The organism is Sorangiineae bacterium MSr12523 (assembly GCA_037157775.1).
GTDB lineage: Bacteria > Myxococcota_A > Polyangia > Polyangiales > Polyangiaceae > Pendulispora > Pendulispora brunnea.
In genome coordinates this window covers 9,555,082-9,580,772 of sequence record CP089982.1, presented here as the reverse complement: position 1 = coordinate 9,580,772, position 25,691 = coordinate 9,555,082, and the positions used below count along the sequence as shown (strand labels likewise).

The following is a 25,691-nucleotide window of genomic DNA, read 5'->3' as shown; positions in this document are numbered from 1 at the left end:
ATTAGCGAATATTACTGCATATTCTCCAAAAATGACGCGACGCGTTTCCGTTTTTCGGTTGCGCCCGGTCCGACCGGGTGGCGCGGGCCGCGAAAATGGCCTCGAAGTGGTATCTACCGGAACCAGCCAAATTGATAGTGGTTCTATATCAATGGTGCGCAATCACGATTGATTTTCGCATTGTGCGGAGCCCGCAATGAACACGGAAACGTGTGGAAAATATCGCTGCGCAGTGCGTTAGATTACATTGTTTCAAGACGAAACTTTGGAATCGCGTCACTGCGCTAAGTAATCGTGTCCCGAAATTCGGGGCCCTTTAAATGGCCCAAGCGAGAGGTTCGCCTCCGAATGGAGGGAGCCCTCTCGCTTGGGAAAAAAAAGAGGCCCAGCCGGTCCGTTTGCTACCGAACGAACCCCGCGAGGAGGCGCGGCGTTCGGGAGCCGCCGTTCCGGGACGACGGCCGAAGGCTCGTTTGCGAGGGCGGCGGCTCGGGAGATTTCGACGCGACCTTCGGCAAAGCCGGAGCTTTCTTTCCGCTTCGCAGACGACGGGCAGGGGCGGCGACCTTCGTGGCCTCCGTTTGTCGCCAGTCCTCTGCGCTCATCGAGCGAGCCGCCTTGGTCTCGGAGGCGGAGAGCAGCACGCCGGTTTCCGGTGAGGCAGGCGTGAGACGCCGGCGCGCACGTTCCAGCTTCTCGATGGATCGGGCCGAGGCTTCCAGGATGGCACGTTGGGACGACACCGCTCGTGCGAGCAGATCGTCCAACGAGCAGCCCGACTTGGGCTCGGTCCTTTCGAGTTGCGAGAGCAGGCGCTCGCTGATTTCAATCTTGCGCTGCACGGCGTTGCAGGTGCTGGCGACCCGCCGCAAGAGGGAATCAATCGACGGCGGTGCGTCGTTCGGGGAGTCGTTGCGGCCTTCGCCGGTGTCGGCGATGGCGTCGATCAGTTCCCGGACGGATACGCCGTAGGCGAGGGCGTATTCCAGCATCTCCGTGCGTTCCGACTTGCTCGCCATCTGCGCGAGCTCCACCAAGTGGGAGAACGAGAGGGGCTCGCCATGCGGCGTCTTGCGCGCGAGCAGCGTCTCGAGCTCGCTCTCCGTCCACGCTTCGGCGACCAGGGCGAAGCGGTAGAGCGTCGCCTCGTCGCGCCCGAGCGCGGCGGCGAGATTTTTGACGGCGCGTGCCCCGTAGCGTTGTTCGGAGCCTTTGACGTCGGCAATGAGTCGGCCGATGCGGTAGCGAGCGCGGACGTCCTTGCCCGTGGCCTCGGCGAGAAGGGTCTGAAGCTCTTCGTAACGCTCACGAAGAGCAATGTTCATTTTATCTACGGCGTAACGGACCGCGAGGTGAGAAGGAGTCATGACAGTGAGTCCCCTTTCCCTCTAGTTCGGCCCGCGCTCCGACCTCGTTTCCGGTTTTTCGCGGCGTCACGAAAAAGGGTGGAGGGTCTAGGGTGGAGGGTTTAGGGGAGAGGTGCCGTCATCCTGACCTCGAGCCCGTTTTTTTCTCTCCCTAACCCCTAACCCCTAACCCCTAAATCTCCCGGTAGCCGCCCGGGATGACCACGGCCTCGTCCGCCGAGGCGGCGACCGTGAGGACGCCCCAGCATGCGAGCTTCGTCCGGCTGGCGAAGCTGAGGATCTCATTCATGTCGCTGACCGGCCCAAGCACCGCGAGGTTGCCCCGGTGGACGCCCCAGGAGCCCTTTTTGTGCTGGAGCATGGCCTCGTGAAGCTCTTTTCCGGCCGCCATGGCCGAGGGGAGGATGGCCACCCGGAGCCGGAGCAACTTGTTGTTCTGGGGGTTGAGTACCTCGACGTACACCAGGTCGCCACGCTTCTGCTCCGTCCGGGTTTGCACGCCCTGGGCTTTGAGGAAATCCAGCAGCGCGCGCTCGTCCAAGGCGGTCGATGCCGGCTGCAGATCGACGCCCGAGCAGACAGAAGGCTGAAGCGGCGCAGGCTGATAGTGCCCGCCCCCGCATCCCAACGCCGCGCTCACAAGTACGATTCCCGCCACGCACCCCAACGAGCCAACGCCCCATGCACTCATGGTGCAAGGTCATATCGCGTTGGCGCTCGGCTGGCGAGATCCGATATTCTCGTTCCCGTGAAGCGAACGCTCTTCTCCTTCGTCGGGTTGTTGCTTGCCGCCGTTCCGCTCGTGGGTTGCGCCAGCGGGCCCCCGGCTTCGGCCTATGACAACCACACCTTTTACCAGTACGACGATCTGCCCGGAGGCCCGAAAAATACCTTCGAAACGGCGTATCCGTCGCTCGATTACCGCGACGCCACCGGGGAGTACATCGGCGTTGCCATCTTGGGCGGCACCGTGCGTTTCTCGCGTCCGAGAAACTGGATCATTCGCCGCGCGAGCCTGACGCCGCAAAAGCGCTTCATCGAATACGTCTCCCCGAACCAATACGTCTTTGCCGTTTACGAGCGGCTCGACCCAGCAGGCGATTCGTGGGGCGACGTGCTCGCGCGCTACGAGGAAGACGCGAAGACCGCGGGGGCCGAGGTCGTTGCGGGGCGCGTTCCCGTGGCCAGCCTCACCTCGCAGGGCCGCGAATACGTGGTCAAACGCAACGTGAAGGCCTCGAAGGCGCCGTACACGAACTTCAGTCGCGAGATCTTGATGCGCGGGGCGAACCGTTACTCGCTCGTGGAGATCGTTCATCAAGGGGAGTCGGTGGCTCCGGTCGTGCGCGAGTTGCTTCGCGTGGTCGACACCTTCCAGCCGACGTAAGGGGGAATCGTCATGCGAATCTCGCATTGGAAGCCGGCCGTGCTGGGGATGGTGGGGCTTGCGCTCGTGGCCAGCTCGGATGCGGCGTGGGCGCAGCGGCGTCCGGCGCGGCCGGTGCGCAGTTTTCCGAGCCGCGCGGCCCGTCCGACGGCGCCGTCGGGTTTCTTTCATAGCGTCCGCGCGCTGCATACTCCGACGAAAGGCGCCAAGGCGCCGCTCGATGCGTCGGGGCGGCCCAAGCTCGTATTGAATGCGGTCTACATCAAAGAGGTGGCGGAGCTGATCGCGGCCAGCGACGAAGGTGGGTTCGCCGCCGAGGAGCTCGACAAGGCGGCGCACGTGCTGCGCTCGGCCGAGAACAACGAGCACCCCGTCGAGCCGCGCACGCTCGATGTCATCTACCGCATCCAGCGCCACTTCAACGCCCACGAGATCCGCATCATCTCCGGGTACCGCACGCCCAAGCCCGACGGTACGGGGCAAGGCCTTCACGGGCGCGGCATCGCCATCGACTTCGTGGTCCCCGGCGCCGCCGATCTCGACGTCGCCCGCTTCGCGCGCGAAACGGGGTTCGTCGGCGTGGGCGTGTACCCGATTGCCTCGTTCGTGCACGTGGACGTGCGCCCGCGCAGCTATTTCTGGATGGACCGCAGCGGCCCCGGTCGCTCGAGCCGTGAGCGCGGCATCCTCCTCGACGTCGCCCAGCGCGCCGATTCCGCCGCGCGCCAGCGGGGCGACGTTCCACCGCCCCGCTTCTTCATCGGCCTGGACGTCGACGAAGCCCTGAAGCCCGGCGGCCGCGTCGTCCCCGCCGAAAGCGAGGACGAGGACGAGGATTAGTAGCTGCCGTCGAGGGCCTGGCCGAAGTCGTCGATCAGGTCCTCGGTGGCCTCGAGGCCAATCGATACGCGGATGAGTGCGTCCGAGATGCCCTGTTGCGCGCGCTCGTCGGATTCCATGCCGGCGTGCGACGTGGTGGCAGGGCGCGTAATCAACGTTTCCGGTCCGCCCAGGCTGGGCGCGATGGCGGGCAGCTCGATGCGCCCGAAAAGATGGTCCGCGGCGGCGACCCCGCCTTTCAGCTCGAAGCTGAGGAGCCCTCCCGAGCCGCGGAAGTACTCGCGTGCGCGCGCATGCCGCGGGTGCGTCTCGAGGCCCGGGTAATTGACCTTCGCCACCGCGGGATGCTGCTCGAGGAAACGCGCCACCTGCAGCGCGCTCTCGTTTTGATGGCGCACACGCAGTGCGAGGGTCTTCAGCCCGCGATGCAAGAGGAAGCACGCATGCGGATCGAGCGAGCCACCCAAGTGATCCAGCTTGCGCTTGATCGCCTCGATGTGCCCGCTGCTGCCCATCACCGCACCGGCCACGATGTCCGAGTGCCCATTGAGGTATTTCGTCGCGCTGTGCAGCACGAGATCGACGCCCACCTCGATGGGCCGGAAGTTCACCGGCGTGGCGCACGTGTTGTCGATGACCGACACCAGGCCTTTGGCGCGGCAAAACTCGATGACCGCCATGAAGTCGACGACCTCGAGGATCGGGTTCGTGATGCTCTCGATGTAGAAGATCCGCGTGGTTGGCCGCAGGGCCCTTTGCCACGAGGCCGGATCGTCGGCATCGACGAAGGTGGTCTCGATTCCGAGCTTGGGGAGATCTTTCGCCACGAAGCTGTGCGTGCCGCCGTAGAGCGAGCGGTGCGCGATGATGTGGTCACCCTGCGAGAGCAGCCCGAGAAACGTCGCCGAGATGGCTGCCATGCCGCTCGACGTGACCAACGCGGCCTCGGCGCGTTCGAGGCGCGCCAGCTTCTCGTGCAGGATGACGTGGTTCGGCGTGTTGTTCAGCCGGATGTAACGCACATCGTGGTAGCTGCCCTCGTTCGCGAACTCGAACGTGGACGATTGAAAAATCGGCGCATTGACCGCCCCGGCGATCCGGGGACGAAGCTCGCCCGCATGAACGAGCTCCGTCTCCAGCCGCCGTTCCCCCTTCAGACTCGTCATGGTCGGCAGACACCCGTACGCTTCGCGGCGGCGGCCACTGCATCGGCCACGTGGTATGCGACCTTGCGATCGAGCGCGTCGGGCAGGATCCTCTCCGGGCCGACCTCCTTCACGTACGAGGAGAGTGCGCGTGCAGCCTCGATCTTCATCTCGTCGTTGATGGTGATGGCGCTCGAGTCGAGTGCCCCGCGGAAGATGCCGGGGAACGCGAGCACGTTGTTGATCTGGTTCGGGTAGTCGCTGCGTCCCGTTCCGACGATCGACGCGCCGGCTTCGTGCGCCAAGTCCGGCAAGATTTCCGGCGTGGGGTTGGCCATCGGAAAGACGATGGGGCCCTTGTTCATGCTGCGGACCATTTGCGCGGTGACGCAGTTGCCGGTGGATAGGCCGATGAACACGTCGGCGCCGACCATGGCATCGCTGAGGGTGCCGGTGCGGTTCTCGACGTTGCCCGCTTCGGCGAGCTCGCGCTTGTGCGAATGCAAATCCGCGCGGTTCCGGTCCAGGATGCCCTTGGAGTCGACCATGATGAGGTCACCCAACTTGGGCAACAGTTTGCGCTCGCCGGCAACGATGAGCAAGCGCGCACATGCCAGGGCCGATGCACCGCTGCCGTTGAAGACCACGCGGCACTTCGAGAGGTCCTTGTCGGTGAAGCGCAAGGCGTTCATGAGCGCCGCGAGCACGACGATGGCCGTGCCATGTTGGTCGTCGTGAAAGACGGGGATGCCGATGTCCTTGAGGCCATCCTCCACCTCGAAGCAGCGTGGCGAGGAGATGTCTTCCAGATTGATGCCGCCGAACACGGGCGCGATGACACGCACCGCGTTGATGATCTCCTCCGTCTTCTGTGTGTTGAGGCAGATGGGGAAAGCGTCGACGTTGGCGAACTCCTTGAAGAGTACCGCCTTGCCTTCCATCACGGGGATGGCAGCGTGCGCGCCTAGGTTGCCGATACCCAAGATCGCCGAGCCATCGCTCACCACGGCGACCGAATTGTGCTTGAGGGTCAGAGAGTGGACACGCCCGGGATCCTTCGCGATCTCGAGGCATACTTGCGCGACACCCGGCGTGTACGCGAGGCTCAAGTCCCGACGCGACGTCAGGGGGACTTTGCTGGCGACACTCAGTTTGCCATGCAGCTTGTCGTGGAGGAGGACTGATTCTTCGTCGTAATTGTGACCGTCTTCCATGGAGGGACCTTAGCGCAGCGTAGATGCTCACGGGAGAGGAGCCTAGATTCCCGTTTGTCGTTGTTGTTGTTCAGTCGCTAGCTTTGGCGAACGGAGGCACGTACTTCGATGTTGCGAACTGAGGATAAGGCAGTCCGTCACCTTGGAATTCGAGCTCGAAACCTCGGATGTGATACCCGAGCGTACCGGCTTTCGCCACGATGCGGCACGTGTGGTTACCACTCGCGGGAGCGTTCTCCGCGTCCTGCGTGGTGACGAGATCGGTGTTGCTGATCTGAGCGCCCACGGTGATTCCCGCCGTCAGGACGGTGTTGTCGGGATATCGGCAGCGGCAGGCGAGTTTCAAGTTGGATTCGGAAACGAACATCCGTACGTCGATATCGGAGTCCACACCATCGTTTTCGTTGCGCGCCACATGGGCTACCCACAACCCGCGAACGGAATTCGGTGTGTTGTTGGTGCTCGAGGGTGTGTTGAAGAGCGCATCGTAACCGCCGTCGTCCTCCGACGAGCAAGCGGCCACGAGAAGGGCCAGAAGGAGTGAGAAGCGGACCTTCATGGTTGAGGTTGTAACACGATCTCACTGTCATTCGCGGCTCTGGCGCCCTAAGCCTGAAGCTATGTCCGACCTTTCGATCCGACGTGCGGTCGCCGCCGACGCGCCTTTGATTCTGGAGTTCGTGAAGGACCTCGCGCTGTACGAGCGCGAACCCAACGCGGTCATCGCAACGGTGGAAGATTTCCTTCGCGACGGATTCGGTGACGAGCCGCTGTTCCACGTGTTCATCGCCGACGTGCGACAGAACGAAGGCGAGACGGTGAAGCCTGCGGGGTTCGCGTTGTACTTCTACCAGTACACGACGTGGCGGGGACGCCCCGTGCTCTACTTGGAAGATCTTTTCGTGCGTCCCGAGTTTCGCGGCTTGGGGGTGGGACGCGTGCTGCTTCGCGAATTGGCGCGTGAGGCTGTCGCCCGAAAGTGTGCTGGCGTGAAGTGGCTCGTGCTCGATTGGAACGTCGATGCGATTGCTTTTTACGAGCGCCTCGGTGCGCGCATCCTCAAGGAATGGCAAACCGTACGAATCGATGGCGATGCGATGATCGCTCTCGCGGAGGGAACGTGATGCGCACCGTATTCGTCGCCTTGCTCGCATGCACCTTGGGTGCGTGCGCCTCGTCTCCCGCTCCCGCTCCCGCTCCGGCTGCACCCACGCCCGCAACGACGTCGTCCGTCGCGAGCTCCGATCCGGTGGACGATGGCATCGACTACGGTTTTCCGGTGAAGCGGCAGCCCATCGACATCGAAGGCCAGCATGTATCCATGGCCTACATGGATGTCGCGCCTTCGGGGGCACCCAACGGGCGCACCATCGTGCTCTTGCACGGGAAGAACTTCAGCGGCTTCTACTTCCGCCGGGTCATCGAGGCCTTCCGCGGCGAGGGCTACCGGGTCGTGGTTCCGGACCAAGTGGGCTTCGGAAAGTCCTCGCGGCCCGACATCGCTTACAGCTTCCACGGGTTGGCACACAACACGAAGCAGCTGCTCGATGCCCTGGGCATCCAGCGCGCCGTCATCTTGGGCCACTCGATGGGCGGCATGCTGGCCATGCGCTTCGCGCTGCTCTACCCGGAGAAGGTCAGCGAACTCGTTCTCGAGGATCCCATCGGGCTCGAGGACTACCGCACCTTCGTGCCGTACACGACGATGGATCAGAAGCTCAAGGTCGAGCTCTCCGCCAATCCCGATAGCGTCCGCAAGTACTTCCAGAACTCGTACTTCCGGGAGTGGAAACCCGAGTACGAAGTGCTCGTCGACACGGCGGCGCGTTACACCAGGCTGTCCAACTTCCCGCAGGCGGCGAAGGTTTCCGCGCTCACCAGCGAGATGATCTACTTGCAGCCCGTCTACTACGAGTTCGACCGCATCCGCGTGCCCACCCTGCTCATCGTGGGCACGGCCGATCGCACCATCGTGGGGAAGAACCTCCTCAAGCCCGAGGTCGTCGCCGAACATGGGCGCTACGATCGGCTTGGGAAGGAGACGGCAGCAAAAATCCCCGGGAGCAAGCTCGTGGAGCTCCCGGGGATCGGTCACATCCCGCACATCGAGGTGGAAGAGCGCTTCCTCACGGAGGTGCGCTCGTTCCTGGCCTCGAAGCGTTAATCAAATGTCGAAGTAGAGGAAGAACTCGTGCGGCGTCGGGCGCATGCGGATCGGGTTGAGCTCCCGCGTGCGCTTGTAGTCGAGCCACTCGGTGATGGCGTCGCGCGTGAAGACGTCGCCGCGGAGGAGGAACTCGTGGTCCTTCTCGAGCGCGTCGAGGGCGTCTTCCAGGCTTCCCGGCATGTGCGGGATGTCCTTCAGCTCCTCGGGCGACAGGGCGTAGATGTCCTTGTCGAGCGGATCGCCGGGGTTGATCTTGTTCTGGATGCCGTCGAGACCGGCCATCATCATCGCGCTGAAGGCGAGGTACGGGTTGCAGCTCGGGTCGGGGAAGCGCACCTCGATGCGGCGGGTCTTCGGCGACGGGCCCGTGATGGGGATACGCACCGACGCGGAGCGGTTGCGGCTCGAGTAGGCCAGGTTGACCGGCGCCTCGAAGCCCGGCACCAAGCGGCGGTACGAGTTCGTCGTCGGGTTGGTGAGCGCGGCGATCGAGCGCGCGTGCTTGATGATGCCGCCGATGTAGTAGAGGGCGTTCTCGCTGAGGCCGGCGTAGCCGTCGCCACCGAAGAGCGGCTTGCCTTCCTTCCACAGCGACTGGTGCACGTGCATGCCCGAGCCGTTGTCGCCGAAGAGCGGCTTCGGCATGAATGTCGCCGTCTTGCCGTTCTTGCGCGCCACGTTCTTGATGACGTACTTGAACCAGAGGAGCTGGTCGGCGCTGGAGAGCAGGCGGGCGAACTTCACGCCAAGCTCACACTGACCACCGCTCGCCACCTCGTGGTGGCCGACCTCGATCTCGACGCCGGTCTCCATCAACGTGGTCATCATCTCGTTGCGGAGGTTCGCCAGCGTGTCGGTCGGTGGGACCGGGAAGTAGCCTTCCTTGTGGCGCACCTTGTAGCCAAGGTTCGGGAACTCCTCGCGACCCGAGTTCCACGCGCCCTCGATGCTGTCGAGGTAGTAGAAGCCGGCGTTCGGCTGCGAGTGGTCGAAGCGAACGTCGTCGAAGACGAAGAACTCGGCCTCGGGACCCATGAAGCAGGTGTCGGCGATGCCCGTCTGACGCAGGTACGCCTCGGCCTTCTTCGCGATGTGACGCGGGTCGCGCGAGTAGGGCTGCTTCGTGATGGGGTCGTAAACCGAGCACACCAGGTGCAGCGTCGACGCCTGGTAGAACGGATCGATGCGCGCCGTTTCGGGGTCCGGGATGATGAGCATGTCCGATGCGTTGATCGGCTGCCATCCGCGGATCGACGAGCCGTCGAAGCCGATGCCGTCCTCGAAGAGCGATTCGTCCAGACGACGCGCTGGGAGAGTCGTGTGCTGCCACACCCCCGGAAAGTCGACGAACTTCAAGTCGACGAATTTGACGTCGTGGTTTTTGGCAAGCTCAATGACTTCCTTGGGATTCATTCGATGATCCTCCTAGACAGCACGCTCTCGTTACGGGCCCCGCGCCTGCGGGGCGAAAATCGGGGTTAGTTGGTGGCGGTGGCAGCCGCGAACTAGATCGCTTCTTTGCCGCGTTCACCGGTGCGGATGCGCACCGCTTCTTCGACCGGCGTGATGAAGATTTTTCCATCACCGATCCGGCCCGTTTTCGCGGATTTCTCGACGGCGTCGATCACGTCGTGTACGAGCTCGTCCGGAACGACGACCTCGATTTTGACCTTGGGGACGAAGTCGACCACGTAGGCCGAACCGCGATACACTTCTTTTTTGCCGCCGGTGCGCCCGAAGCCCTTGACTTCGGTCACCGTCATCCCTTGCACGCCGACTTCACTCAACGCGTCTTTGACCTCGTCGAGCTTGAACGGTTTGATGATGGCTTCAATCTTCTTCACGTGGTGCCTTTCTCTGCGCGCGACGTGCGAGGCGTTGGCCCCCCCGATGACGCTGGATGACACGAGGGAAGATGCCAGGTTAAGGTTTCGCCAACGTTTCGCGGGCGTTTTCCCCGATGGAACTTAACCCGAATTACCCCACCCCCGTCGAGCACCTCCCGCGCCTGAGTCGGGTTCAGCCCGGTCACACGGGTCACGAACCGTGTGACCTCTGGGTGAAACGCGAAGACCTTACGCACCCGGCCTACGGTGGCAACAAAGTTCGAAAGCTGGAGCGGATCCTCGCGGATGCACGCGCGCGTGGCCTGGGGCGGCGCATCGTGACGGTGGGCGCCGCCGGCAGCCACCAAGTGCTGGCCACCGCCCTTTTTGGACGCGAGGCCGGCTTCGAGGTGGAAGCTGTGCTTCTGCCTCAGCCGCGCTCCGACCACGCGGTGGAGAATCTGCGCGCGTCGCTGGCTCTCGGCGTTCGGGCTTTTCCCGTCGGTTCGTATGCGGCGGCGCCCTTCGCCATCGTGCGGCGGCTTTGGGCCGGGGAGCCGGCGCTCTATCTGCCGGTGGGTGGGTCGAACCGCCTCGGGACCCTGGGCTACGTGGACGCGGCGCGGGAAGTGGCGAAACAGGTTCGAGATGGGGTGTTGCCCGAGCCCGACCTGGCGGTGGTGACCTTGGGATCGGGGGGCACGGCGGCGGGACTGGCCGTGGGATTTGCACAAGAGGGGATGAAGACGCGCGTGGTGGGGGTGGCCGTGGCGGCGCCGGTGTGGGGAGTAGAACTTGCGGCCCGCTGGCTAACGTTTCGGTGTGGGCGCCGGCTGGTGCCGTTGGAAATCGAGCGCCGCTACCTGGGGCGGGGTTACGGGCATCGGACCGCGGAGGGAGAGCATGCCACGATGCTGGCCGCCGCCTCGGGGTTGACGCTGGATCCGACGTACACCGCGAAGGCGTTCGCCGCCGCGTTGGATCGGGTGGCGGAGGGTCGCTATCGGCATGTCCTCTACGTGCACACGCTGTCGAGCGCACCGCTTTCGGCGCTGCTCGAGGGGGCGCCTTCGGAGCAGGATCTGCCGCCCGAGTTGGCTCGGCTCTTTCAATGAAGCGCGCGGCTTGCATCGCGGTGTGTGCGGCGATGGCCTGGTCGTCGACGGCGCATGCGGCGCGGGTGACGGTGCTCGACGATGGCGAGAAGGTCGCGCGGGACGCGATGCACCCGCTGCCCGAGAGCGTGTGGCCCTCGGCGATCGAGCTTTTCGCGCTGCGGGACGAGACGGTGGCGTTTCAAGTCGTCGTGGAGCCCGACGGCGAGGTGCTGGAGCACGTGCGCACCACGCTCGAGCCCTTTTCGCCGGCGCTCGCTGGCGTGCGGGTCGACCTGTTCGAAGAGCGTTTCGTGGAGATCCAGCGCGCGAGTTACAACGAGCGCTCTCCAGGTTCGCTGGCCTTCACGCCGGAGGCCGCGCCCGCGGCGGGCGCATACGTGGGCTTTTTCGCCGATGCGCTGGTGCCGGGCGACGAGACCCATGCCGGTCCCACCGCGCGCGGTGCCGTGTGGGTGGACATTCACGTGCCGCCGGGCGCACCGCCGGGCGTGTACACCAGCGTTCTTCGCGTTCGGGCGGGGGATCGCACCTTGGCCGAACGAAGCGTTTCACTGCGGGTGGCCGATGCGGTGCTGCCTTATCCCGGGCCTGCCGCGATCACGACATTTTACGATTCGACGACCTTGAAGAAGAGAATGGGCGATCGCCGGGCGGAGCGGTCGCTTCGGCAGACCTTGCACGCGCACCGCCTGAGTGCGATCCACGATGTGACGACGGCCGATGCCCTCGCCGGTTTGGATGAGGAGGCGCTCAGCGGCAAAATGTACACGGAGGCCGCCGGCTACGCGGGGCCCGGCGTCGGGGTGGGTGAGGGGATCTTGGCCATTGGTGCCTACGGGATGCTCGGCGAGCCCGATGCGGCGAAGGCGGCGGAGGTCGGTCGCATCGCTGCGCGCGTTCGCAGTATGGCGGAGGCGACGGAGGTGTTCGTCTACGCCGTCGACGAAAATTGCAAGAGCTCCCGCGGCGTGCGCTGGATGGATCTGCTCCGTGCCGTTCCCGAAGCCCGCGGGGTGCGCGTCGGGGTGACCTGCAGCGAGGATCCGCGCGATCAAGCCGCGGATCTCGTCATGATGCTGGCCGAACGCTACGACCCGAAGGTCGCCGAGAAAGCGCGCGCCCGCGGCAAGCGCGTCTGGGTCTACAATGGCCAGCGTCCCTTCGCGGGGCCGATGATGCTCGACGTCCCCGCGACCGATCTGCGCGCGAATGCCTGGATCGCGGCGCGCTATGGCGTTGTGCACTGGTTCTACTGGGAATCCACGTTCTGGCTGGATTCCAACCGCGGGGGCCGTGGCGGTGAGCGCGGGTTCGACCCGTTCGTCGTCAGCGAAACGTTCCACAATGCGGACGGCGATCACGCGAACGGCGATGGGATCCTCGTCTATCCCGGCACGCAGGCTGCTCCCGGGATGCGCGACGATGGAAAGCCCATCGTGTACCCGTCGGTTCGACTGAAGAACCTGCGCCGCGGGGCAGAAGACGCGGGTTACATCCAGCTTGCGCGGGCGGTCGATGCTGTGACCACCGACGCCATCGTCGGGGACGTGGTCGCGCGCGGCTTGGCCGAGGCAAAGGCCAAACCGGCATGGCCGGAGCGCGGGAGCGCATGGCTTGCGGCACGCAAGGAGTTGCTCGAGGTGATCGAGCGCAAGCATCCGCCGCGAAAGCCGCGAACGGAGCGGGTGGCGCGTTGGTTCGGGTGTACGAAGTGCGGAATGGCTGGAGCGCCCGATTCCTTCTCATTCGGCTCGTTCGTCGTTGGGGTTGCGTGGGTTACGCTGGCCATCGCACGGCGTGCAGGTTCACGTCGAGACGCGGCGACACGCGACTGAGTGCGCGAACGCATTCGCGAGTTCGCGATAGGGCACGATCCAGTCGGAAATTTTCAAATTTCATTTCGTACTGCGTTGTCCGTCATATGACGAAGTGTTAGGTAATCGATCTTCGAAAACTTCGTGACTCACGTGCACGGCGCGATGACGTGTGAGAAGCGCCGGCTGGTTCGCGTGAAGCGGTGTTTGCGACTCCTTGGCTTCTATGAGCCCTCGCCGAAGGCCTTGGCGCCTTCCCTTTGCAACCTGAATGGAGTTCATCATGCGTACCAAGAAGCTGCCCGCCACCGCTCTCGTTTGCCTTTTCGGGACCTCGTTGATGCTCTGTGGAGCGGTCGGCTGCGCCGCCGATTCGGATCGGTCCGAGTCCGACGACAAGGGCACCAATGGCACCGGCGCACCGTTGTCGTTCGAGGATTGGTCGAAGACCGTTCACGTCGACGAAGAGGGCGTGTGGATCGTCAACGGCGACACACCCGTCGAGACCGTCGAAGAGCTACGCATGTTCTACGATGATTACGTTCTAAATGACAACAGCGCGCTGATTGTGCATCACCCGGGCACCACGGATGCGAAGTGGAACAATACGCAGAAGCTGAACATCACCTACTGCGTGAGCAAGAGCTCCTTCGGAAGCCGCTACAACGCCGTGGTGAGCGCGATGTCCAGTGCCACGGGGGCATGGGAGGCGGCGGCCAACGTCAACTTCGTCCACAAGAGCGGCGAGGACGGCAACTGCACCAAGAGCAACGGCAATGTCGTTTTCGACGTTCGCCAGACCACGGATCAATCCTTTTTGGCCCGCGCATTTTTCCCGAACCAGGGCCGCTCTTCGCGCAATGTTCTCATCAGCACCAGCGCATTCGGAAGCATCGACCCGTACACGCTCGCAGGTATCCTTCGCCACGAGCTCGGTCATACCCTCGGCTTCCGCCACGAGCATACGCGCCCCGAGTCGGGCACTTGCTTCGAAGACAACAAATGGCGCGCCCTCACGAGCTACGATCCCAAGTCCGTCATGCACTATCCACAGTGCAACGGAACACAAACGGGTGACTTGAAGCTGACGACCAAGGACAAGCAGGGCGCCGCAGCCCTCTACGGCGCGCCGTAGAAGAATCAGAAGAATTCACAGGGAGGCGGGGAGACGGGGAGTTTTTGTTGTCGCAGCAACGATGTGCGCATTGAGGACTCTGGTCCCGAATCAAAAACCTCTCCGCCTCCCCGTCTCCCTGTTCAAATCCTTTGGTCGGTTCCGTCCCCCTTCCTCTATGAGGGCAGGGGGATGTTGTCGTTTTGTTGCTGGCATAATTTTCCTGACAACAATTTCGATGCCACGGCAACCATCGTTCGCGCGCGTCACGCGTTAGACGCGGTGCGGAGTGAATGCGCATGCAAGCATCGGGGCCGACGTATATCGAAGTACGAGAGGTGCGCACTTCTAGAAGTGGGAAAATCCAGTGCTTAAATGATTGTAAGACAATTGTTGAAGTGTTAGACAATCGCGCCTCCAGTACTTCGTGACTCACGTGCCCGGCGCAAGAGGCGCCGCCTTTGGCTCGCGTGGGGCGGGGTTTGCCCTTCTTGGCTTTTCGCTGGACCACGACCTGAATCGTCTCCACGGGGACCGACTCTTGATGTCGTCGTTCGCCCCGCAGATGGAAGGCTCCACCCAAAACCCCCCCAATTCGTGAGTCAAACCATGCGTACCAATATCCTCTCGTCCATTCTGTTCGTCGGCGCGTCCCTCATGGCATGTGTCTCCGTCGGCTGCGCCGCGGATTCCGAGAACAATGCTTCGGAGCCGGAAGTCACGGGAACCACCGCTTCGATCTCGTTCGATGCGTGGGAAAAGACCGTCGCTCGTGAAGACGAGACCGGGAACTACATCGTGAACGGCGACCAAGTTCTCACGAGCCGCGACGAGCTGCGTTCCTTCTACGAGGAATACGTCCAGCAGGGTGACCTCATCGTGCACCGCGCAAACGGCGCGGACGCGAAGTGGAACAACACGCAAAAACTCAACATCACGTACTGCGTGAGCCGCGCCTCGTTCGGCAGCCGTTACAACACGGTGGTCAACGCCATGAACAGCGCCACGGCCGCGTGGGAAGGCGTTGCCAAGGTGAATTTCGTTCACAGCAGCGGCCAAGACGGGAACTGCACGGCGAGCAACACCAACGTCGTGTTCGACGTGAACCAGACGTCGACCACCTCGTACCTCGCCCGCGCCTTCTTCCCGAACAATGGGCGTTCGAGCCGCAATGTGCTGATCAGCACGAGCGCATTCGGAAATACCGCTCCGTATACGTTGGCGGGCATTCTGCGCCACGAATTGGGCCACACCCTGGGCTTCCGCCACGAGCACACGCGCCCCGAGTCGGGCACCTGCTTCGAGGACAACAGCTGGCGTGCGCTCACGACCTACGATTCGGCCTCCGTCATGCACTACCCGCAGTGCAACGGGAGCAACCGCGGCGACCTCGTTCTCACGACCCGCGATCGCCAAGGCGCCGCCGCCCTCTATGGCGCACCCTGATCGCGTCGCATTAGAAGGCTGAGATTTTACAGGGAGGCGGGGAGGTTTTTTGTGAATTCCAATCGGGGCACTGCACCGATTGGAAACCTAAAAATCTCCCTCAGTCCTTCCCGCCTTCCCGCCTTCATGTGAATCTCTCTTCGGGGACCCTTACGCGACCGACGTCACGCCGCGCGGCATTCGTCGCAGCGGTCGGACTTTTTCTTTGCGGCGCTGCGCAGAGGCTTTTTGCACGTGGTGCAGAACAAGGTCGATTTGGCGCAGGCTTCGCAGATGAAGATGCCCCATCGCTCGAATGCCTCGATGCGCGGCTCGTCTTCGCAGTGGCCCGGTGAGTGACAGGGGCGCGGCTCTTTGACGCCGCAGCCGGTGCACACGCAGAGTGGGTGCTGCTGAACGAGCTTGGTGAGCTCGTCGCCTACGCCGCCGAAGGGGGCCACGCCCGTTCCGCGGCAGAGAGGACAGGCGCTGGCGAGACGATTCTGAACGGCCGCGCGAATGAATTCGCTCTTGTTCGGCATGGCGTCGAGCACGGCCGCGAGCTCCGGCTCGACCTTGAACGCGACGATGTGTTTCGAAGGGCGCGGTTTGCGGGGCATCGGTATAACCATGATTATACCACTTCAGTAGCTGTCGCTCGAGCCACCGCCACCGGATTCGCCGCCACCCCCAGAATATCCGCTTCCTCCGCCGCCGCCCCAGTCGCCGCCGCCGCCGCCGCCACCTCCCCAGCCGCCACCGCCACCGAAGAATCCGCCTCCACCGTAGAACCCGCCACCGCCGCCGCCACCCCAGCGATCGTCGTCGTCGCGGTCGTGCCCCGGTCCGAAGCCGCGCCGCTTGGCGCGGGCGATGGCCACGAGAATGATGACCAGAATGCCGAGCGGCAGGAGCAGCGGCACGAACATCCACAGGGCGCTTCCGTCCGACGTGCGGCGGATCACCTTGGTGCGCTCTTTCGTTGCACCGTCGCCCCCCGCGTTGGGGCCGGCGAGGGCCTCCATGATGCCGTCCGTGCCGGCCTCCACGGCCTGGCGGAAGTGCTCCTCCTTGAGGCGCGGCGTGATCTGCTTGCGAATGATGTCGTTCGCCTTGAGATCGGGAAGCTCCCCGCCCACGCCTTTGCCGGTTTCGATGCGAACCTTTCGCTCGTTCGGCGCGATCACCAGAAGTACGCCGTTGTCGAGGCCCTTCTCGCCGACCTTCCACGCACGGAACGTCTCGTACGTGTAGTCGTCGATGTTTTCGCCCTCGAGCGAGCCGGTGAGAAACACGACCACGGCGAAGCCCGCGCGCTGACGAAACGCATCGAGCTTCGTGTCGAAATGGGAAATGTCCTCCGGCGTGAGCTTGCCCGCCGTATCGACCACGTGCCCCTTCAGCGGCGGAGGTTCATACGCGAGCGTGGTCCGCGGGATCGCAATGAGTGCGATCCAAGCGAAGACCATCAGCCATAAACGGGCGCGCACGGTATTCCTTTTATGGAAACGACTAGAACGAGACCTTCGGGACCGCCTGCGATTCCGGTGTCGCTTGGAAGTACACTCGCTTCGTAAAGGGCTTGCCCGTGACCTTGTTCACGGCTTGGCCGCCAATTTTTCCGAGCTCGGCGTTGTACTCGCGCACGGCCTTATTGTACTCCTCGCGTGCGCGCAGGATGCGGTTCTCGGTGCCCTCGAGCTGAACCTGCAAATCGTGGAAGGCGGCGTTCGCCTTCAAATCGGGGTACTTCTCCGAGACCATCATCAAGCGTGAGAGGGAGCCCTTCAATTCGGACTGCGCCTTCTCGAACGCGGCGACCTTGGCTGGATCGGACAGGTCGTCCGCGGTGAGCTTGATGCTCGTGGCCGATGCACGCGCCTCGGACACTTTCTGCAAGGTTTCCGTCTCGTGCGCGGCGGAGGCTTTCACCGTCGACACGAGGTTCGGTACGAGGTCGGCCCGGCGCTGAAGTTGAGCTTCGATATCGGCCCATTTCTGTTCGGCGACTTGGTCCTTCTCGATCAGCTCGTCGTACTTCTGGCAGCCCGTTCCGAAAATCGCGAGCGTGGCGAAAAGCGCGAGCGCGAGGGAGAGAAAAATGCGCCGGGGAAGTGCGGGTCGTTTCATGACGGTGTCCAAACTAGTGCTGCAAAAGGGCTCTGTCGAGTTGGTTGAAAAAGATGGAATGGACCCGCGCCCGCGTGTGTCGTTCCCATGACGGACGACGCAGAGGACGGAACGAAAGCAGAACGAGAAGCGGCAATTCGGAAGAGCAACCGCCGTCAGAAAGGAAGGTAACCACCCGAACGCAGTTGATCAAACACCCCTTTCGCAGAGACCCCTTCGAGCGCTCGGGCGCCGTATTCGAGTCACTTCTGAAACGGTTGGATCGCGGACGGATGCACGGAGACCATCGCGTGCAGGCTGTCGCGGGAAGTGAAAATGCTGGGCAAGGCCCGGCGCTCGAAGGGGCCGATATTGACAGGCGCGATCGATGCTTTATCGATGTCGGTCGTAAGGAACGTCACCGGCGAGAGCGGCCGGCACGCGGAGGCGGCATGGTGCCGCATCCCGTGTGCATCACGCTCGATTCAGTCGCGCCGATCGAGAGGCGTGCACGCGGCGGGTCTCCCCCCTGCCGTTCGTGCAGCCTGCCTCTCGCTCGGCACGACGCTTCACGAGCATTCGTCTGCTCGACGCCGGGACCGTCCACGAAAGGGTAATTGCACCATGTTGACCTACGAGAATCTGTTTCGTTTCGATCGCGCCCTCGACGACGTGATGGGCGCAACCTTCGGCACCGCAACGCATCGCCGTTCCTTCTCGCCGAGCATCGACGTCTTTTCCGACGACGAACGCGCACTCTTCGTCGTCGACGTGCCAGGCGTGAAGAGCGAAGATCTCGATATCACCGTCGATGGCCGCGTGCTCACCATCAAGGGCTCGCGCAAGTTCAACGGGCCCGCGCAGTCCAAGAACACGCAGGCCGTTCTCGGTCGAAGCTACGGCTCGTTCAGCCGCGCCTTCACCTTGCCCGACGATCTCGATGCCACGAATCTGACCGCGGAGCTTTCCGACGGTGTGCTGAGCATTCGCATCCCGAAGCTCGAAGCCGCGAAGCCCCGTCGCATCCAGGTCTCCGTCGCGACGAACGGCCTTCCCTCAGCTGCGAGCGCCCCGCGTCAGGGTGGTGAGGGCAAGTAACGCGGCGTGCACCAGCGTCTTCAGCGCTGCACGCAACGACACGATGACGCGTCCGTGCCACGACCTCGTCACCATTCCGTGCGATCCCCGGCGCGAATCTGCGCCGGTGGGATCGTACACGGAGGCCGGCCCGGTCACTTCGTCATCGTCGAACGTCAACATCCCCCGTACGTACGTTCGACGATGAGAAGTCTTCCTCGCCGGAAGCCACAAAAACACTGGTGTTAAAGTGGTATTCGATGAGGGCGCAGGTGGTATGGCCGGTATGGGCGCGTCAGTCTTCGTCGGCGCGCAGCTTCGCCAAAACGCCGAGATCTTCCAAGGTCGACGTATCGCCCTTGGCCTCGGTGGCGCCCGAGGCAACCTCTTTGAGAAGGCGCCGCATGATCTTGCCGCTGCGCGTCTTGGGTAGTGCGTCGGCAAATCGAATCGAATCGGGGCGTGCGAACTTCCCGATCTCTTTTTCGATGTGTTTGCTCAGATTCGCCTTCGTTTCGTCGTTGGCCGTTTGACCTTGCTTCAAGGTCACGAACACGACGAGGGCTTGGCCCTTGAGCTCATCCGGCTTTCCGACCGCGGCCGCTTCGGCCACGAAGGGATGGCTCACGAGTGCGCTCTCAATCTCGGCGGTTCCGATGCGATGGCCCGCGACATTGAGCACGTCGTCGATGCGACCGACGACCCAGAAATATCCATCTTCGTCTTTTCGGGCGCCGTCGCCGGTGAAGTAGACGCCCTCGATTTGCTTCCAGTACGCCGAGACGTAGCGCTCGTCGTCGTTGTAGAGCGTGCGCGCCATCGAGGGCCACGGGCTCTTCACGACGAGCTTTCCGCCCTCGTTCGTGCCGCACGGTTCGCCGCGATCCTTCACGACGGCGATGTCGACGCCGAAGAAGGGAAGGCCCGTGCTTCCCGGCTTGGAGTAGCAAGCACCCGGCAAGGTGGTGAGCATGATGGCGCCCGTTTCCGTCTGCCACCACGTGTCGACGATCGGGCAACGGCCGCCGCCGATGACGCGGTGGTACCACGTCCACGCCTCGGGGTTGATCGGCTCTCCGACGCTGCCCAAAAGACGCAAGGACGACAGGTCCGCCTTGTTCGGCCAGTCGTCACCCCAGCGAATGAACGCGCGGATGGCCGTCGGCGCCGTGTACAAAATGGTGACGCCGTGGCGCTCGATGATCTTCCAGAAGCGCCCCGGATCGGGGAAGTTGGGCGCTCCCTCGTACATGAGGCACGAGGCGCCGCACGAGAGCGGGCCGTAGACGATGTAGCTGTGGCCCGTGACCCAGCCGACGTCCGCGGTACACCAATAGAGATCGCCCTCGCGCAGATCGAAGACATACTTCGAGGAGACGTGCACGCCCGCGAGGTAGCCGGCGGTGGTGTGCAGAACGCCTTTGGGCTTGCCCGTGGAGCCCGACGTGTAGAGCACGAACAGCGGGTGCTCGGCGTCGAAGGCTGCAGGCTTCTCCGCGATGGCGCGATGCTCCGGCGCAGCCTCGCGCGCCAGGAGATCGTCCCACCACACGTCGCGGCCTTCTTTCATGGTGACGGGCGCCTTTTCCGCGCCAATCCGGCGAAGCACGACGACCTTCTCGATGGTGGGCGTTTGCGCGACAGCGACATCCGCCATTTGCTTCAGCGGAACGATGGAGCCGCGTCGCCATGCGCCATCTTGGGTCAGGAGAAGCTTGGCGCCGCAATCGTTGATGCGGTCGCGCAAGGCGTCCGAGCTAAAGCCGCCAAAGATGACCGAGTGCGTGGCGCCGAGTCGCGCGCACGCCAACATGGCGATGGCGGTTTCGGGGACCATGCCCATGTAAATCGCGACACGATCGCCGGCGCGCACGCCCAGGCTCGCGAGCTGCGTGGAGAGGCGCACGACCTCACGGTGAAGTTCGAAATACGTGAGCGTGCGCGTGTCGCCCGGCTCACCTTCCCAAACGATCGCCGCCCGCGTGCGCGCGCTCGTCTTCAAATGCCGATCGAGGCAGCTCTCGGTGATGTTGAGTGTCGCCCCACCGAAGAACTTCGCCTTCGGCAGGTTCCACTCCAAGAACGACGTGGGCCGTGTGCGGAATACGAGATCACACGTTTGGTCGCGCCAGAATTCCTCCGGCGATTCGATCGACTGCGTGTAAAGCGAGACGTATTCCGCATGCGACTGCACGCGCGCATGCGCGGAGAATTCGGCGCTCGGAACGAATTTGCGTTCCTCTCTAAGGCGTGACTCGATCCCGTCTGTCATGGCCAAAGAGAGTCGTCTCGAAAAAAAATGAATGCAAGCGTTGCATCATCCTCGATGAGCCCTCGTTCCTCTTGAAGCCCGACCGCCCGTCTGATGGGGCGGCTTTCAAACACGGCTGCGCTGGCGGGTGGAAAAGAAAGGGGAGGACGGAAACGACCGCTAGAAGTCCAACAAGAGCGCGGGCACGAAGTCCGAGGTGACGTCGGGCACGATTCCGCGCTCTTTGGCCATCACGAGCAACGCTCCGGCGCGCACGCACACGAGGCCCGCGAGGTCGTCGCGGCGTTCGCCCTCGTTCCAGAAACGGCCATGGAGTTCGAGCACCATGCGGATGGCGGCGCCGAAGCCGGCTTCGTCGCGTTCGAGGAGGCGGGTGAGCGCGGCCAGGACGGGGATCTCGATTTCCTCGACCCGGTCGAGTGCGACCACGCGGACCGACTCCGCATTGGTTTTGCGCGTGGCGAGGCCCAGGTGCTCGAGTGCGGCCGTCTGATCGTCGATGGCGGCGGCGCGCAGGACATCGACCAGGTGGTACTGAAACTCGTCACCCTTGGTGGGGGAGCGGCGAAGATCGTCCGTCGAGGTCTCGAGGAGCCGCACGATGGATGGCGTGTCGCGGCCTAGCGTCGCGGTCCAAAACGTGTCGAGCCAGCGTGCGACGTGGATCTGCGTATCATCGGGCTTGCCGCTGACCGTCTTTGGCGCGTCGCCGAGCGGTAGCTCGAGGGGATGACCGGCGCTGCGCGCGAGCGCAAAGAGCGCGGTGCCCGATTGGGCGGCCACCCGAATCAGCTTGGGGATCTCGGGGGAATTCTCGTTCACCGTGGCCAGCACGCCAGCGCGAACCACCGCATCCGCAATCAGCGTTGCGAGCGCGTAAGGCTTCGTCTCGGCTCGTTCGAGGAGCCGTCGTAAAGTTTTCTCGTAGGTCGCGTTGAGGGCGGTCGCGTGTCGACGTTCGAGCACGCGATGTCTGGCAACATGCACGACCAGCCTTATTAGCACACTTCAGCAGCCGGGTGCCCGCGTGATGCCCGCACGCATCCGTGCAATCTCTTGCAGCTCCTCGGCGAGCTCCAGGGTGCGGCGGCTCGCTGCACGCGCGGCCTCCTGCGCTTCGACGGTGGTGGCCAATTTAAGAAGGAGCGAACGACCGAGCTCGTGATGATGCTCTTCGTCGGGCTGAATGGTGCCCTTGTAGAGCGCGGCGGTGGGAAAGTCTTCCTGCTCTTCGCAGAAGACGACGAACTCCGCGTTCTTCACCACCGCCAGTGCCTCGCGGGTGAACTGCCCGGCGGCCACCCGCGCCACCGTTCCCTCGAGCCCGAGGAGGAATTGCAAGAGCGGGCTCCGCCCCTGCGCGAGCGGGTCGAGATCCGCCGTGTCGACCCCCATCTCGCGCAGCCGTTTTTGAATCAGCCGGTAGTGCTTGGCCTCGTCCCCCGCCTGCCGGGCGAGGGCGAGCTTCACATCGACATCCGTGGTCGTCGGGATCCACGCCGCGGCGCACTCCGTGGCCTCGAGCTCGTTCTTCAGCGCGAGCTTGAGCAACGTCGCCACCTCGAGCTTCTTGCCCTCGCAGGCCTTGGCCTCCGCGCGCTCGGCGCATGCGGGCGGCGCTTTGGTGGCAGCAGCAATGCGCTCCAGCGCAAGACGGTTTTGCGCGTCGAGTTCGCGGACGAATGCCTCGGGGGTCAATAGCTCGGTCATGGTCTCGTGGCTCTCTAGAGAATCGGAGAATTCACATGAAGGCGGGAAGGCGGGAAGGTTTTTTTGGGTTTTGATTGAAACTTCCCGCCTTCGACTGCGACTTTTTAGTCGAGAAGCTGGGCGGCGCCCCACTTGCGCTTTTTCAAGGCGTCGATGCGGGCGAGGAACATTTCGCGCTGCAGCTCGAGCACCTTGGGCAGGCGGTCGCCGAATTTCTCGTAGAACTCGGCGTGCGATTCGAGCTCGGCCTTCCATTCGTCGAGGTCGATCTCGGTGGCTGCGTCGACCTGTTCGTGCGGGATGTGCAGGCCGGAAAGATCCAGATCGCCCGCGCGCGGGACCCAGCCGAATGGCGTTTCCTGTCCGCCGACGCGCAGGCGCGCTCGGTCGACGATCCACTTGAGAACGCGCATGTTCTCGCCGAAGCCCGGCCAGAGGTAATTGCCGTTTTTGTCTTGGCGGAACCAATTGACCATGAACACCTTCGGCGGGTTGGTGATGAATGCTTGCATCTCCAACCAATGCGCGAAGTAATCGGCCATGTTGTACCCGCAGAAGGGCAACATTGCGAACGGGTCGCGCCGCACCACGCCCACCTTGCCGGCGGCAGCGGCCGTGGTCTCCGAACCGAGGGCCGAGCCGAAGAAGACGCCGTGGGTCCAATTGAAGGCCTGGATGACCAGCGGAATCGTGGTCGCGCGGCGGCCGCCGAAGATGATGGCGCTGATGGGCACCCCCTCCGGGTCCTCCGCGAAGCGCGAAAGGGCCGGATTGTTGCGCATCGGCGCGGTGAAGCGCGAGTTGGGGTGCGCGGCCTTTTCCGTCGAGCCCTTGCGCGTCCAAGGGCGCCCTTGCCAATCCGTGAGCTCGTTCGGAATGTCGCCGTCCTTGCCCTCCCACCACACGTCACCGTCGGGCGTCATCGCCACGTTGGTGTAAATCGTGTCGTGCGAGATGGTCTTCATCGCATTGGGGTTGCTCTTGAAATTGGTCCCCGGCGCGACACCGAAATAGCCGAACTCCGGATTGATGGCCCGCAGCCGCCCGTCCTCGCCCACCTTCATCCAGGCGATGTCGTCGCCCACGGTGTAGATCTTCCAGCCCTTGAAGCGATTCGTGGGCACCATCATGGCGAAGTTCGTCTTGCCACACGCGCTGGGGAAGGCCGCGGCGACGTAGGTCATCTCGCCCTCGGGGCTCTCCACGCCGAGGATGAGCATGTGCTCCGCGAGCCATCCTTCTTTGCGCCCCAAGTAGCTGCCGATGCGCAGCGCGAGACACTTTTTGCCGAGCAGCACGTTGCCGCCGTAGCCGCTGCCCACGGACCAAATCGTGTTGTCCTGCGGGAAGTGGCAAATGAACCGGCGCTCCGGATTGCAATCCAGCACCGAGTGCAGACCGCGATTGAAGTCGTTCGAGTCGCCCAGCTCTTTCAGGGCGATGGTGCCCATGCGGGCCATGATCCGCATGTTGAGCACCACGTAGATGCTGTCGGTCAGCTCGACACCCACCTTCGACATGGGCGAGCTGGCCGGGCCCATGATGTACGGCACCACGTACATGGTTTTGCCGCGCATCGAGCCGTCGAAGAGCTTACCGAGTTTGTCATAAGCCTCTTTCGGCGCCATCCAATTGTTCGTCGGCCCCGCCTCGTCTTTGGTCGGGGTACAGATGAAGGTGAGCTGCTCGACCCTGGCCACGTCGTTGGGATTCGAGCGGTGCAGGTAACAGCCAGGAAGCTTGTCCTGGTTGAGCGGCATGAGCACGCCCGCCTGGGTCGCCTCTTGGGTGAGGCGATCTTTCTCTTCCTCGCTGCCGTCGACCCATACGACTTGGTCGGGCTTGCAGAGTGCAACCATTTCGTTGACCCACGCGAGGAGCCGCGGGTTGGTGGTCGGAACTTTCGGCGGCCCAGCCAGCACCGAGCTCGAGCTCGCGAACGGGGCGCCTGTCGGAGAGACGGAGGTCGTGCTCATCTTCCCGGTGTACCGCATCTCCTGGTGGCCTTCCAGCCATGCGGTCGTCTGGATGTATCCGCCGTGCGTCACTCCGACGCAGGGATCATACAGTCGTCACACAGATCACACGGGAGCCGTGACGCCGTCGTCGGCCGGCGGCGGGTCGCTCTTCTCGAGGTTGGGCGGTTCCTGGGACGCGGGGGGAATTGGCTCGATGGAAAAGCTGGGCGTCAGGGCTCCAAGGCCTGCGGACACGGCGAGCAGGAGAGGGAAGAGCAGCGGAAAGCGGATGCCAGCCATCGGGTGATTCACTAGATGAGCACGGAGCATGCCGGAGAGCCTGCGGCGGCCCGCGGGAGGGGGACGTGACTTTGAGCTACACTTCATTCGTCCAAGGAAATGGGTACGGATGATACTTCGCGCGACGGCGATAAGCTTATTGGCAGCGGCATGCGGGTGCTCGGGAACGGGAACATCGAATGCTTCGGGTGGAAGAACTTCCACCGTGGTCGCGCCGGCGTCCCCCCCCAAAGATGATGGGCATGCGGCGCAGGGCGGGGGAGGTGGCGACGGGCATGCGGCTGCCCTGGAGCAATTGAAGGTTGCGCCCCTTCGAGGGCGCGTCGACAAGCAGCAGAGCATGCGCATCCTGCTTCCTGACGCGGAACACTGGACGCGCGTTAAGTTCATGGGCGTGCCCAGCCTCGTAGGCTTTCGTTATGGGAAAGAGCACCACGCCATCGTCGGCGGCGTGGTGACCCACGTAGCCGACAACGATGCCCAGGGCACGTGCGGCCGGAGTTTCGAAGAGTGGGCCATGCCTTGGGTGCAGAGCTTCGAGGTGGAGCTCACGCACGAGGCGCCTTCGGCCTTCGTGTGGAATCGCCCCGAGGACAAATCGAGGCGCATCGTGGAAATCGATTCGGTGTTTGCCAAGACGGCGACGCTCGCGGAGCGCGAATCGTACGCGGTGGCCTACGCCGCCTACCCGGCGTGGAAGGGCGCGTGCCTCATCGTGGGCATTGCCGTGCCCTCGCGCGAGGACGAAGCGCGCGCCCGAGAAGTGCGCGATCGCTTCGCGCACGATGTGCTGCCCAAGGTCGAAGTGCTGACCGACAAGGAGCCGAAGGAGAAATATTAGCCAGCTG

Annotated in this window: 27 protein-coding genes; 10 read left to right on the top strand and 17 right to left on the bottom strand. The window is 63.6% G+C overall.

Annotated elements, in window-relative coordinates; translation table 11 throughout:
• Nucleotides 1-401: 401 nt before the first annotated feature.
• Together LZC95_37365 and LZC95_37360 are read right to left on the bottom strand one after the other, a co-directional pair.
• Entirely contained in the window at nucleotides 402-1,367 is a 966-nt protein-coding gene (locus tag LZC95_37365; protein WXA92110.1) for a hypothetical protein, read from the bottom strand.
• Nucleotides 1,368-1,539: 172 nt separating this feature from the next.
• Nucleotides 1,540-2,058, bottom strand: a complete 519-nt coding sequence (locus LZC95_37360) for a hypothetical protein (GenBank protein WXA92109.1) — start codon at nucleotides 2,056-2,058, stop codon at nucleotides 1,540-1,542.
• Between the two features lie 57 nt (nucleotides 2,059-2,115).
• On the opposite strand from LZC95_37360, the gene LZC95_37355 reads away from it, so the two are divergent.
• Both LZC95_37355 and LZC95_37350 read left to right on the top strand, forming a co-directional pair.
• The gene (locus tag LZC95_37355) at nucleotides 2,116-2,754 is read left to right on the top strand and encodes a hypothetical protein (GenBank protein WXA92108.1); all 639 of its coding nucleotides are present in this window, start codon (nucleotides 2,116-2,118) and stop codon (nucleotides 2,752-2,754) included.
• 12 nt (nucleotides 2,755-2,766) lie between these two features.
• Nucleotides 2,767-3,594 (top strand): DUF882 domain-containing protein, encoded by an 828-nt coding sequence (locus tag LZC95_37350; GenBank protein ID WXA92107.1) that lies wholly within the window; start codon nucleotides 2,767-2,769, stop codon nucleotides 3,592-3,594.
• Here the strand turns inward: LZC95_37350 and LZC95_37345 are convergent.
• The 3 genes from LZC95_37345 to LZC95_37335 form a co-directional block, all read right to left on the bottom strand.
• A complete protein-coding gene (locus tag LZC95_37345; protein WXA92106.1) occupies nucleotides 3,591-4,760 on the bottom strand; it encodes an aminotransferase class I/II-fold pyridoxal phosphate-dependent enzyme in 1,170 nt (389 codons plus the stop codon). The genes LZC95_37350 and LZC95_37345 overlap by 4 nt on opposite strands.
• A complete protein-coding gene (locus LZC95_37340; GenBank protein WXA92105.1) occupies nucleotides 4,757-5,953 on the bottom strand; it encodes an NADP-dependent malic enzyme in 1,197 nt (398 codons plus the stop codon). The genes LZC95_37345 and LZC95_37340 overlap by 4 nt, the downstream gene beginning before the upstream one ends.
• A 70-nt stretch (nucleotides 5,954-6,023) precedes the next feature.
• Nucleotides 6,024-6,512, bottom strand: a complete 489-nt coding sequence (locus LZC95_37335; protein ID WXA92104.1) for a hypothetical protein — start codon at nucleotides 6,510-6,512, stop codon at nucleotides 6,024-6,026.
• A gap of 61 nt (nucleotides 6,513-6,573) precedes the next feature.
• On the opposite strand from LZC95_37335, the gene LZC95_37330 reads away from it, so the two are divergent.
• Together LZC95_37330 and LZC95_37325 are read left to right on the top strand one after the other, a co-directional pair.
• A complete protein-coding gene (locus LZC95_37330) occupies nucleotides 6,574-7,077 on the top strand; it encodes a GNAT family N-acetyltransferase (protein WXA92103.1) in 504 nt (167 codons plus the stop codon).
• The gene (locus LZC95_37325) at nucleotides 7,077-8,117 is read left to right on the top strand and encodes an alpha/beta hydrolase (protein ID WXA92102.1); all 1,041 of its coding nucleotides are present in this window, start codon (nucleotides 7,077-7,079) and stop codon (nucleotides 8,115-8,117) included. The genes LZC95_37330 and LZC95_37325 overlap by 1 nt, the downstream gene beginning before the upstream one ends.
• Here LZC95_37325 and glnA read toward each other — a convergent pair whose 3' ends face one another.
• Nucleotides 8,118-9,533, bottom strand: a complete 1,416-nt coding sequence (glnA, locus tag LZC95_37320; GenBank protein WXA92101.1) for a type I glutamate--ammonia ligase — start codon at nucleotides 9,531-9,533, stop codon at nucleotides 8,118-8,120.
• Nucleotides 9,534-9,625: 92 nt separating this feature from the next.
• On the bottom strand, nucleotides 9,626-9,964 hold the full coding sequence (locus tag LZC95_37315; protein WXA92100.1) for a P-II family nitrogen regulator: 339 nt from the start codon (nucleotides 9,962-9,964) through the stop codon (nucleotides 9,626-9,628).
• Between the two features lie 116 nt (nucleotides 9,965-10,080).
• On the opposite strand from LZC95_37315, the gene LZC95_37310 reads away from it, so the two are divergent.
• The 4 genes from LZC95_37310 to LZC95_37295 all read left to right on the top strand — a co-directional run bounded on the left by LZC95_37310 (nucleotide 10,081) and on the right by LZC95_37295 (nucleotide 15,438).
• Nucleotides 10,081-11,061, top strand: a complete 981-nt coding sequence (locus tag LZC95_37310; GenBank protein WXA92099.1) for a pyridoxal-phosphate dependent enzyme — start codon at nucleotides 10,081-10,083, stop codon at nucleotides 11,059-11,061.
• Nucleotides 11,058-12,899, top strand: coding sequence for a DUF4091 domain-containing protein (locus LZC95_37305; GenBank protein WXA92098.1), 1,842 nt, complete (start codon nucleotides 11,058-11,060; stop codon nucleotides 12,897-12,899). The genes LZC95_37310 and LZC95_37305 overlap by 4 nt, the downstream gene beginning before the upstream one ends.
• A 262-nt stretch (nucleotides 12,900-13,161) precedes the next feature.
• Nucleotides 13,162-14,013, top strand: coding sequence for a M57 family metalloprotease (locus LZC95_37300; protein WXA92097.1), 852 nt, complete (start codon nucleotides 13,162-13,164; stop codon nucleotides 14,011-14,013).
• A gap of 588 nt (nucleotides 14,014-14,601) precedes the next feature.
• A complete protein-coding gene (locus tag LZC95_37295; protein WXA92096.1) occupies nucleotides 14,602-15,438 on the top strand; it encodes a M57 family metalloprotease in 837 nt (278 codons plus the stop codon).
• A gap of 164 nt (nucleotides 15,439-15,602) precedes the next feature.
• On the opposite strand, the gene LZC95_37290 is transcribed toward LZC95_37295, so the two are convergent.
• The 4 genes from LZC95_37290 to LZC95_37275 form a co-directional block, all read right to left on the bottom strand.
• Nucleotides 15,603-16,037 carry a hypothetical protein gene (locus tag LZC95_37290; GenBank protein ID WXA92095.1) on the bottom strand — a complete coding sequence of 145 codons (435 nt, stop codon included), beginning with the start codon at nucleotides 16,035-16,037 and terminating at the stop codon, nucleotides 15,603-15,605.
• A 24-nt stretch (nucleotides 16,038-16,061) separates the two neighbouring features.
• Entirely contained in the window at nucleotides 16,062-16,907 is an 846-nt protein-coding gene (locus LZC95_37285) for a TPM domain-containing protein (protein WXA92094.1), read from the bottom strand.
• Between the two features lie 22 nt (nucleotides 16,908-16,929).
• A complete protein-coding gene (locus LZC95_37280) occupies nucleotides 16,930-17,547 on the bottom strand; it encodes a LemA family protein (GenBank protein WXA92093.1) in 618 nt (205 codons plus the stop codon).
• Between the two features lie 242 nt (nucleotides 17,548-17,789).
• Nucleotides 17,790-17,948, bottom strand: coding sequence for a hypothetical protein (locus LZC95_37275; protein ID WXA92092.1), 159 nt, complete (start codon nucleotides 17,946-17,948; stop codon nucleotides 17,790-17,792).
• 202 nt (nucleotides 17,949-18,150) lie between these two features.
• Between LZC95_37275 and LZC95_37270 the strand changes: the two genes are divergently transcribed.
• Nucleotides 18,151-18,624 (top strand): Hsp20/alpha crystallin family protein, encoded by a 474-nt coding sequence (locus LZC95_37270; protein ID WXA92091.1) that lies wholly within the window; start codon nucleotides 18,151-18,153, stop codon nucleotides 18,622-18,624.
• Here the strand turns inward: LZC95_37270 and LZC95_37265 are convergent.
• The 6 genes from LZC95_37265 to LZC95_37240 all read right to left on the bottom strand — a co-directional run bounded on the left by LZC95_37265 (nucleotide 18,583) and on the right by LZC95_37240 (nucleotide 24,843).
• On the bottom strand, nucleotides 18,583-18,786 hold the full coding sequence (locus LZC95_37265) for a hypothetical protein (protein ID WXA92090.1): 204 nt from the start codon (nucleotides 18,784-18,786) through the stop codon (nucleotides 18,583-18,585). The two genes, LZC95_37270 and LZC95_37265, sit on opposite strands and share 42 nt — an antisense overlap.
• Nucleotides 18,787-18,898: 112 nt before the next feature.
• The gene (gene acs, locus LZC95_37260) at nucleotides 18,899-20,875 is read right to left on the bottom strand and encodes an acetate--CoA ligase (GenBank protein WXA92089.1); all 1,977 of its coding nucleotides are present in this window, start codon (nucleotides 20,873-20,875) and stop codon (nucleotides 18,899-18,901) included.
• Nucleotides 20,876-21,034: 159 nt separating this feature from the next.
• Nucleotides 21,035-21,862, bottom strand: a complete 828-nt coding sequence (locus LZC95_37255; protein ID WXA92088.1) for an immunity 49 family protein — start codon at nucleotides 21,860-21,862, stop codon at nucleotides 21,035-21,037.
• A gap of 21 nt (nucleotides 21,863-21,883) precedes the next feature.
• The gene (locus tag LZC95_37250) at nucleotides 21,884-22,585 is read right to left on the bottom strand and encodes a ferritin-like domain-containing protein (protein ID WXA92087.1); all 702 of its coding nucleotides are present in this window, start codon (nucleotides 22,583-22,585) and stop codon (nucleotides 21,884-21,886) included.
• A 104-nt stretch (nucleotides 22,586-22,689) separates the two neighbouring features.
• Complete coding sequence (locus LZC95_37245; GenBank protein ID WXB00251.1) at nucleotides 22,690-24,444, bottom strand: phosphoenolpyruvate carboxykinase (GTP); 1,755 nt, start codon at nucleotides 24,442-24,444, stop codon at nucleotides 22,690-22,692.
• 222 nt (nucleotides 24,445-24,666) lie between these two features.
• The gene (locus LZC95_37240) at nucleotides 24,667-24,843 is read right to left on the bottom strand and encodes a hypothetical protein (protein ID WXA92086.1); all 177 of its coding nucleotides are present in this window, start codon (nucleotides 24,841-24,843) and stop codon (nucleotides 24,667-24,669) included.
• A gap of 205 nt (nucleotides 24,844-25,048) precedes the next feature.
• On the opposite strand from LZC95_37240, the gene LZC95_37235 reads away from it, so the two are divergent.
• Nucleotides 25,049-25,684, top strand: coding sequence for a hypothetical protein (locus LZC95_37235; GenBank protein ID WXA92085.1), 636 nt, complete (start codon nucleotides 25,049-25,051; stop codon nucleotides 25,682-25,684).
• Nucleotides 25,685-25,691: the final 7 nt, after the last annotated feature.

What these genes read in the sequence shown, in the direction of transcription:
- LZC95_37365 (WXA92110.1), bottom strand. Translation starts at nt 1,367, where the DNA reads ATGACTCCTTCTCACCTCGCGGTCCGTTACGCCGTAGATAAAATGAAC.
- LZC95_37325 (WXA92102.1), top strand. Translation starts at nt 7,077, where the DNA reads ATGCGCACCGTATTCGTCGCCTTGCTCGCATGCACCTTGGGTGCGTGC.
- LZC95_37265 (WXA92090.1), bottom strand. Translation starts at nt 18,786, where the DNA reads ATGTTGACGTTCGACGATGACGAAGTGACCGGGCCGGCCTCCGTGTAC.
- LZC95_37360 (WXA92109.1), bottom strand. Translation starts at nt 2,058, where the DNA reads ATGAGTGCATGGGGCGTTGGCTCGTTGGGGTGCGTGGCGGGAATCGTA.
- LZC95_37335 (WXA92104.1), bottom strand. Translation starts at nt 6,512, where the DNA reads ATGAAGGTCCGCTTCTCACTCCTTCTGGCCCTTCTCGTGGCCGCTTGC.
- glnA (WXA92101.1), bottom strand. Translation starts at nt 9,533, where the DNA reads ATGAATCCCAAGGAAGTCATTGAGCTTGCCAAAAACCACGACGTCAAA.
- LZC95_37330 (WXA92103.1), top strand. Translation starts at nt 6,574, where the DNA reads ATGTCCGACCTTTCGATCCGACGTGCGGTCGCCGCCGACGCGCCTTTG.
- LZC95_37270 (WXA92091.1), top strand. Translation starts at nt 18,151, where the DNA reads ATGTTGACCTACGAGAATCTGTTTCGTTTCGATCGCGCCCTCGACGAC.
- LZC95_37250 (WXA92087.1), bottom strand. Translation starts at nt 22,585, where the DNA reads ATGACCGAGCTATTGACCCCCGAGGCATTCGTCCGCGAACTCGACGCG.
- LZC95_37300 (WXA92097.1), top strand. Translation starts at nt 13,162, where the DNA reads ATGCGTACCAAGAAGCTGCCCGCCACCGCTCTCGTTTGCCTTTTCGGG.
- LZC95_37350 (WXA92107.1), top strand. Translation starts at nt 2,767, where the DNA reads ATGCGAATCTCGCATTGGAAGCCGGCCGTGCTGGGGATGGTGGGGCTT.
- LZC95_37290 (WXA92095.1), bottom strand. Translation starts at nt 16,037, where the DNA reads ATGCCCCGCAAACCGCGCCCTTCGAAACACATCGTCGCGTTCAAGGTC.
- LZC95_37345 (WXA92106.1), bottom strand. Translation starts at nt 4,760, where the DNA reads ATGACGAGTCTGAAGGGGGAACGGCGGCTGGAGACGGAGCTCGTTCAT.
- LZC95_37240 (WXA92086.1), bottom strand. Translation starts at nt 24,843, where the DNA reads ATGGCTGGCATCCGCTTTCCGCTGCTCTTCCCTCTCCTGCTCGCCGTG.
- LZC95_37280 (WXA92093.1), bottom strand. Translation starts at nt 17,547, where the DNA reads ATGAAACGACCCGCACTTCCCCGGCGCATTTTTCTCTCCCTCGCGCTC.
- LZC95_37245 (WXB00251.1), bottom strand. Translation starts at nt 24,444, where the DNA reads ATGGTTGCACTCTGCAAGCCCGACCAAGTCGTATGGGTCGACGGCAGC.
- LZC95_37340 (WXA92105.1), bottom strand. Translation starts at nt 5,953, where the DNA reads ATGGAAGACGGTCACAATTACGACGAAGAATCAGTCCTCCTCCACGAC.
- acs (WXA92089.1), bottom strand. Translation starts at nt 20,875, where the DNA reads ATGACAGACGGGATCGAGTCACGCCTTAGAGAGGAACGCAAATTCGTT.
- LZC95_37310 (WXA92099.1), top strand. Translation starts at nt 10,081, where the DNA reads ATGGAACTTAACCCGAATTACCCCACCCCCGTCGAGCACCTCCCGCGC.
- LZC95_37295 (WXA92096.1), top strand. Translation starts at nt 14,602, where the DNA reads ATGCGTACCAATATCCTCTCGTCCATTCTGTTCGTCGGCGCGTCCCTC.
- LZC95_37305 (WXA92098.1), top strand. Translation starts at nt 11,058, where the DNA reads ATGAAGCGCGCGGCTTGCATCGCGGTGTGTGCGGCGATGGCCTGGTCG.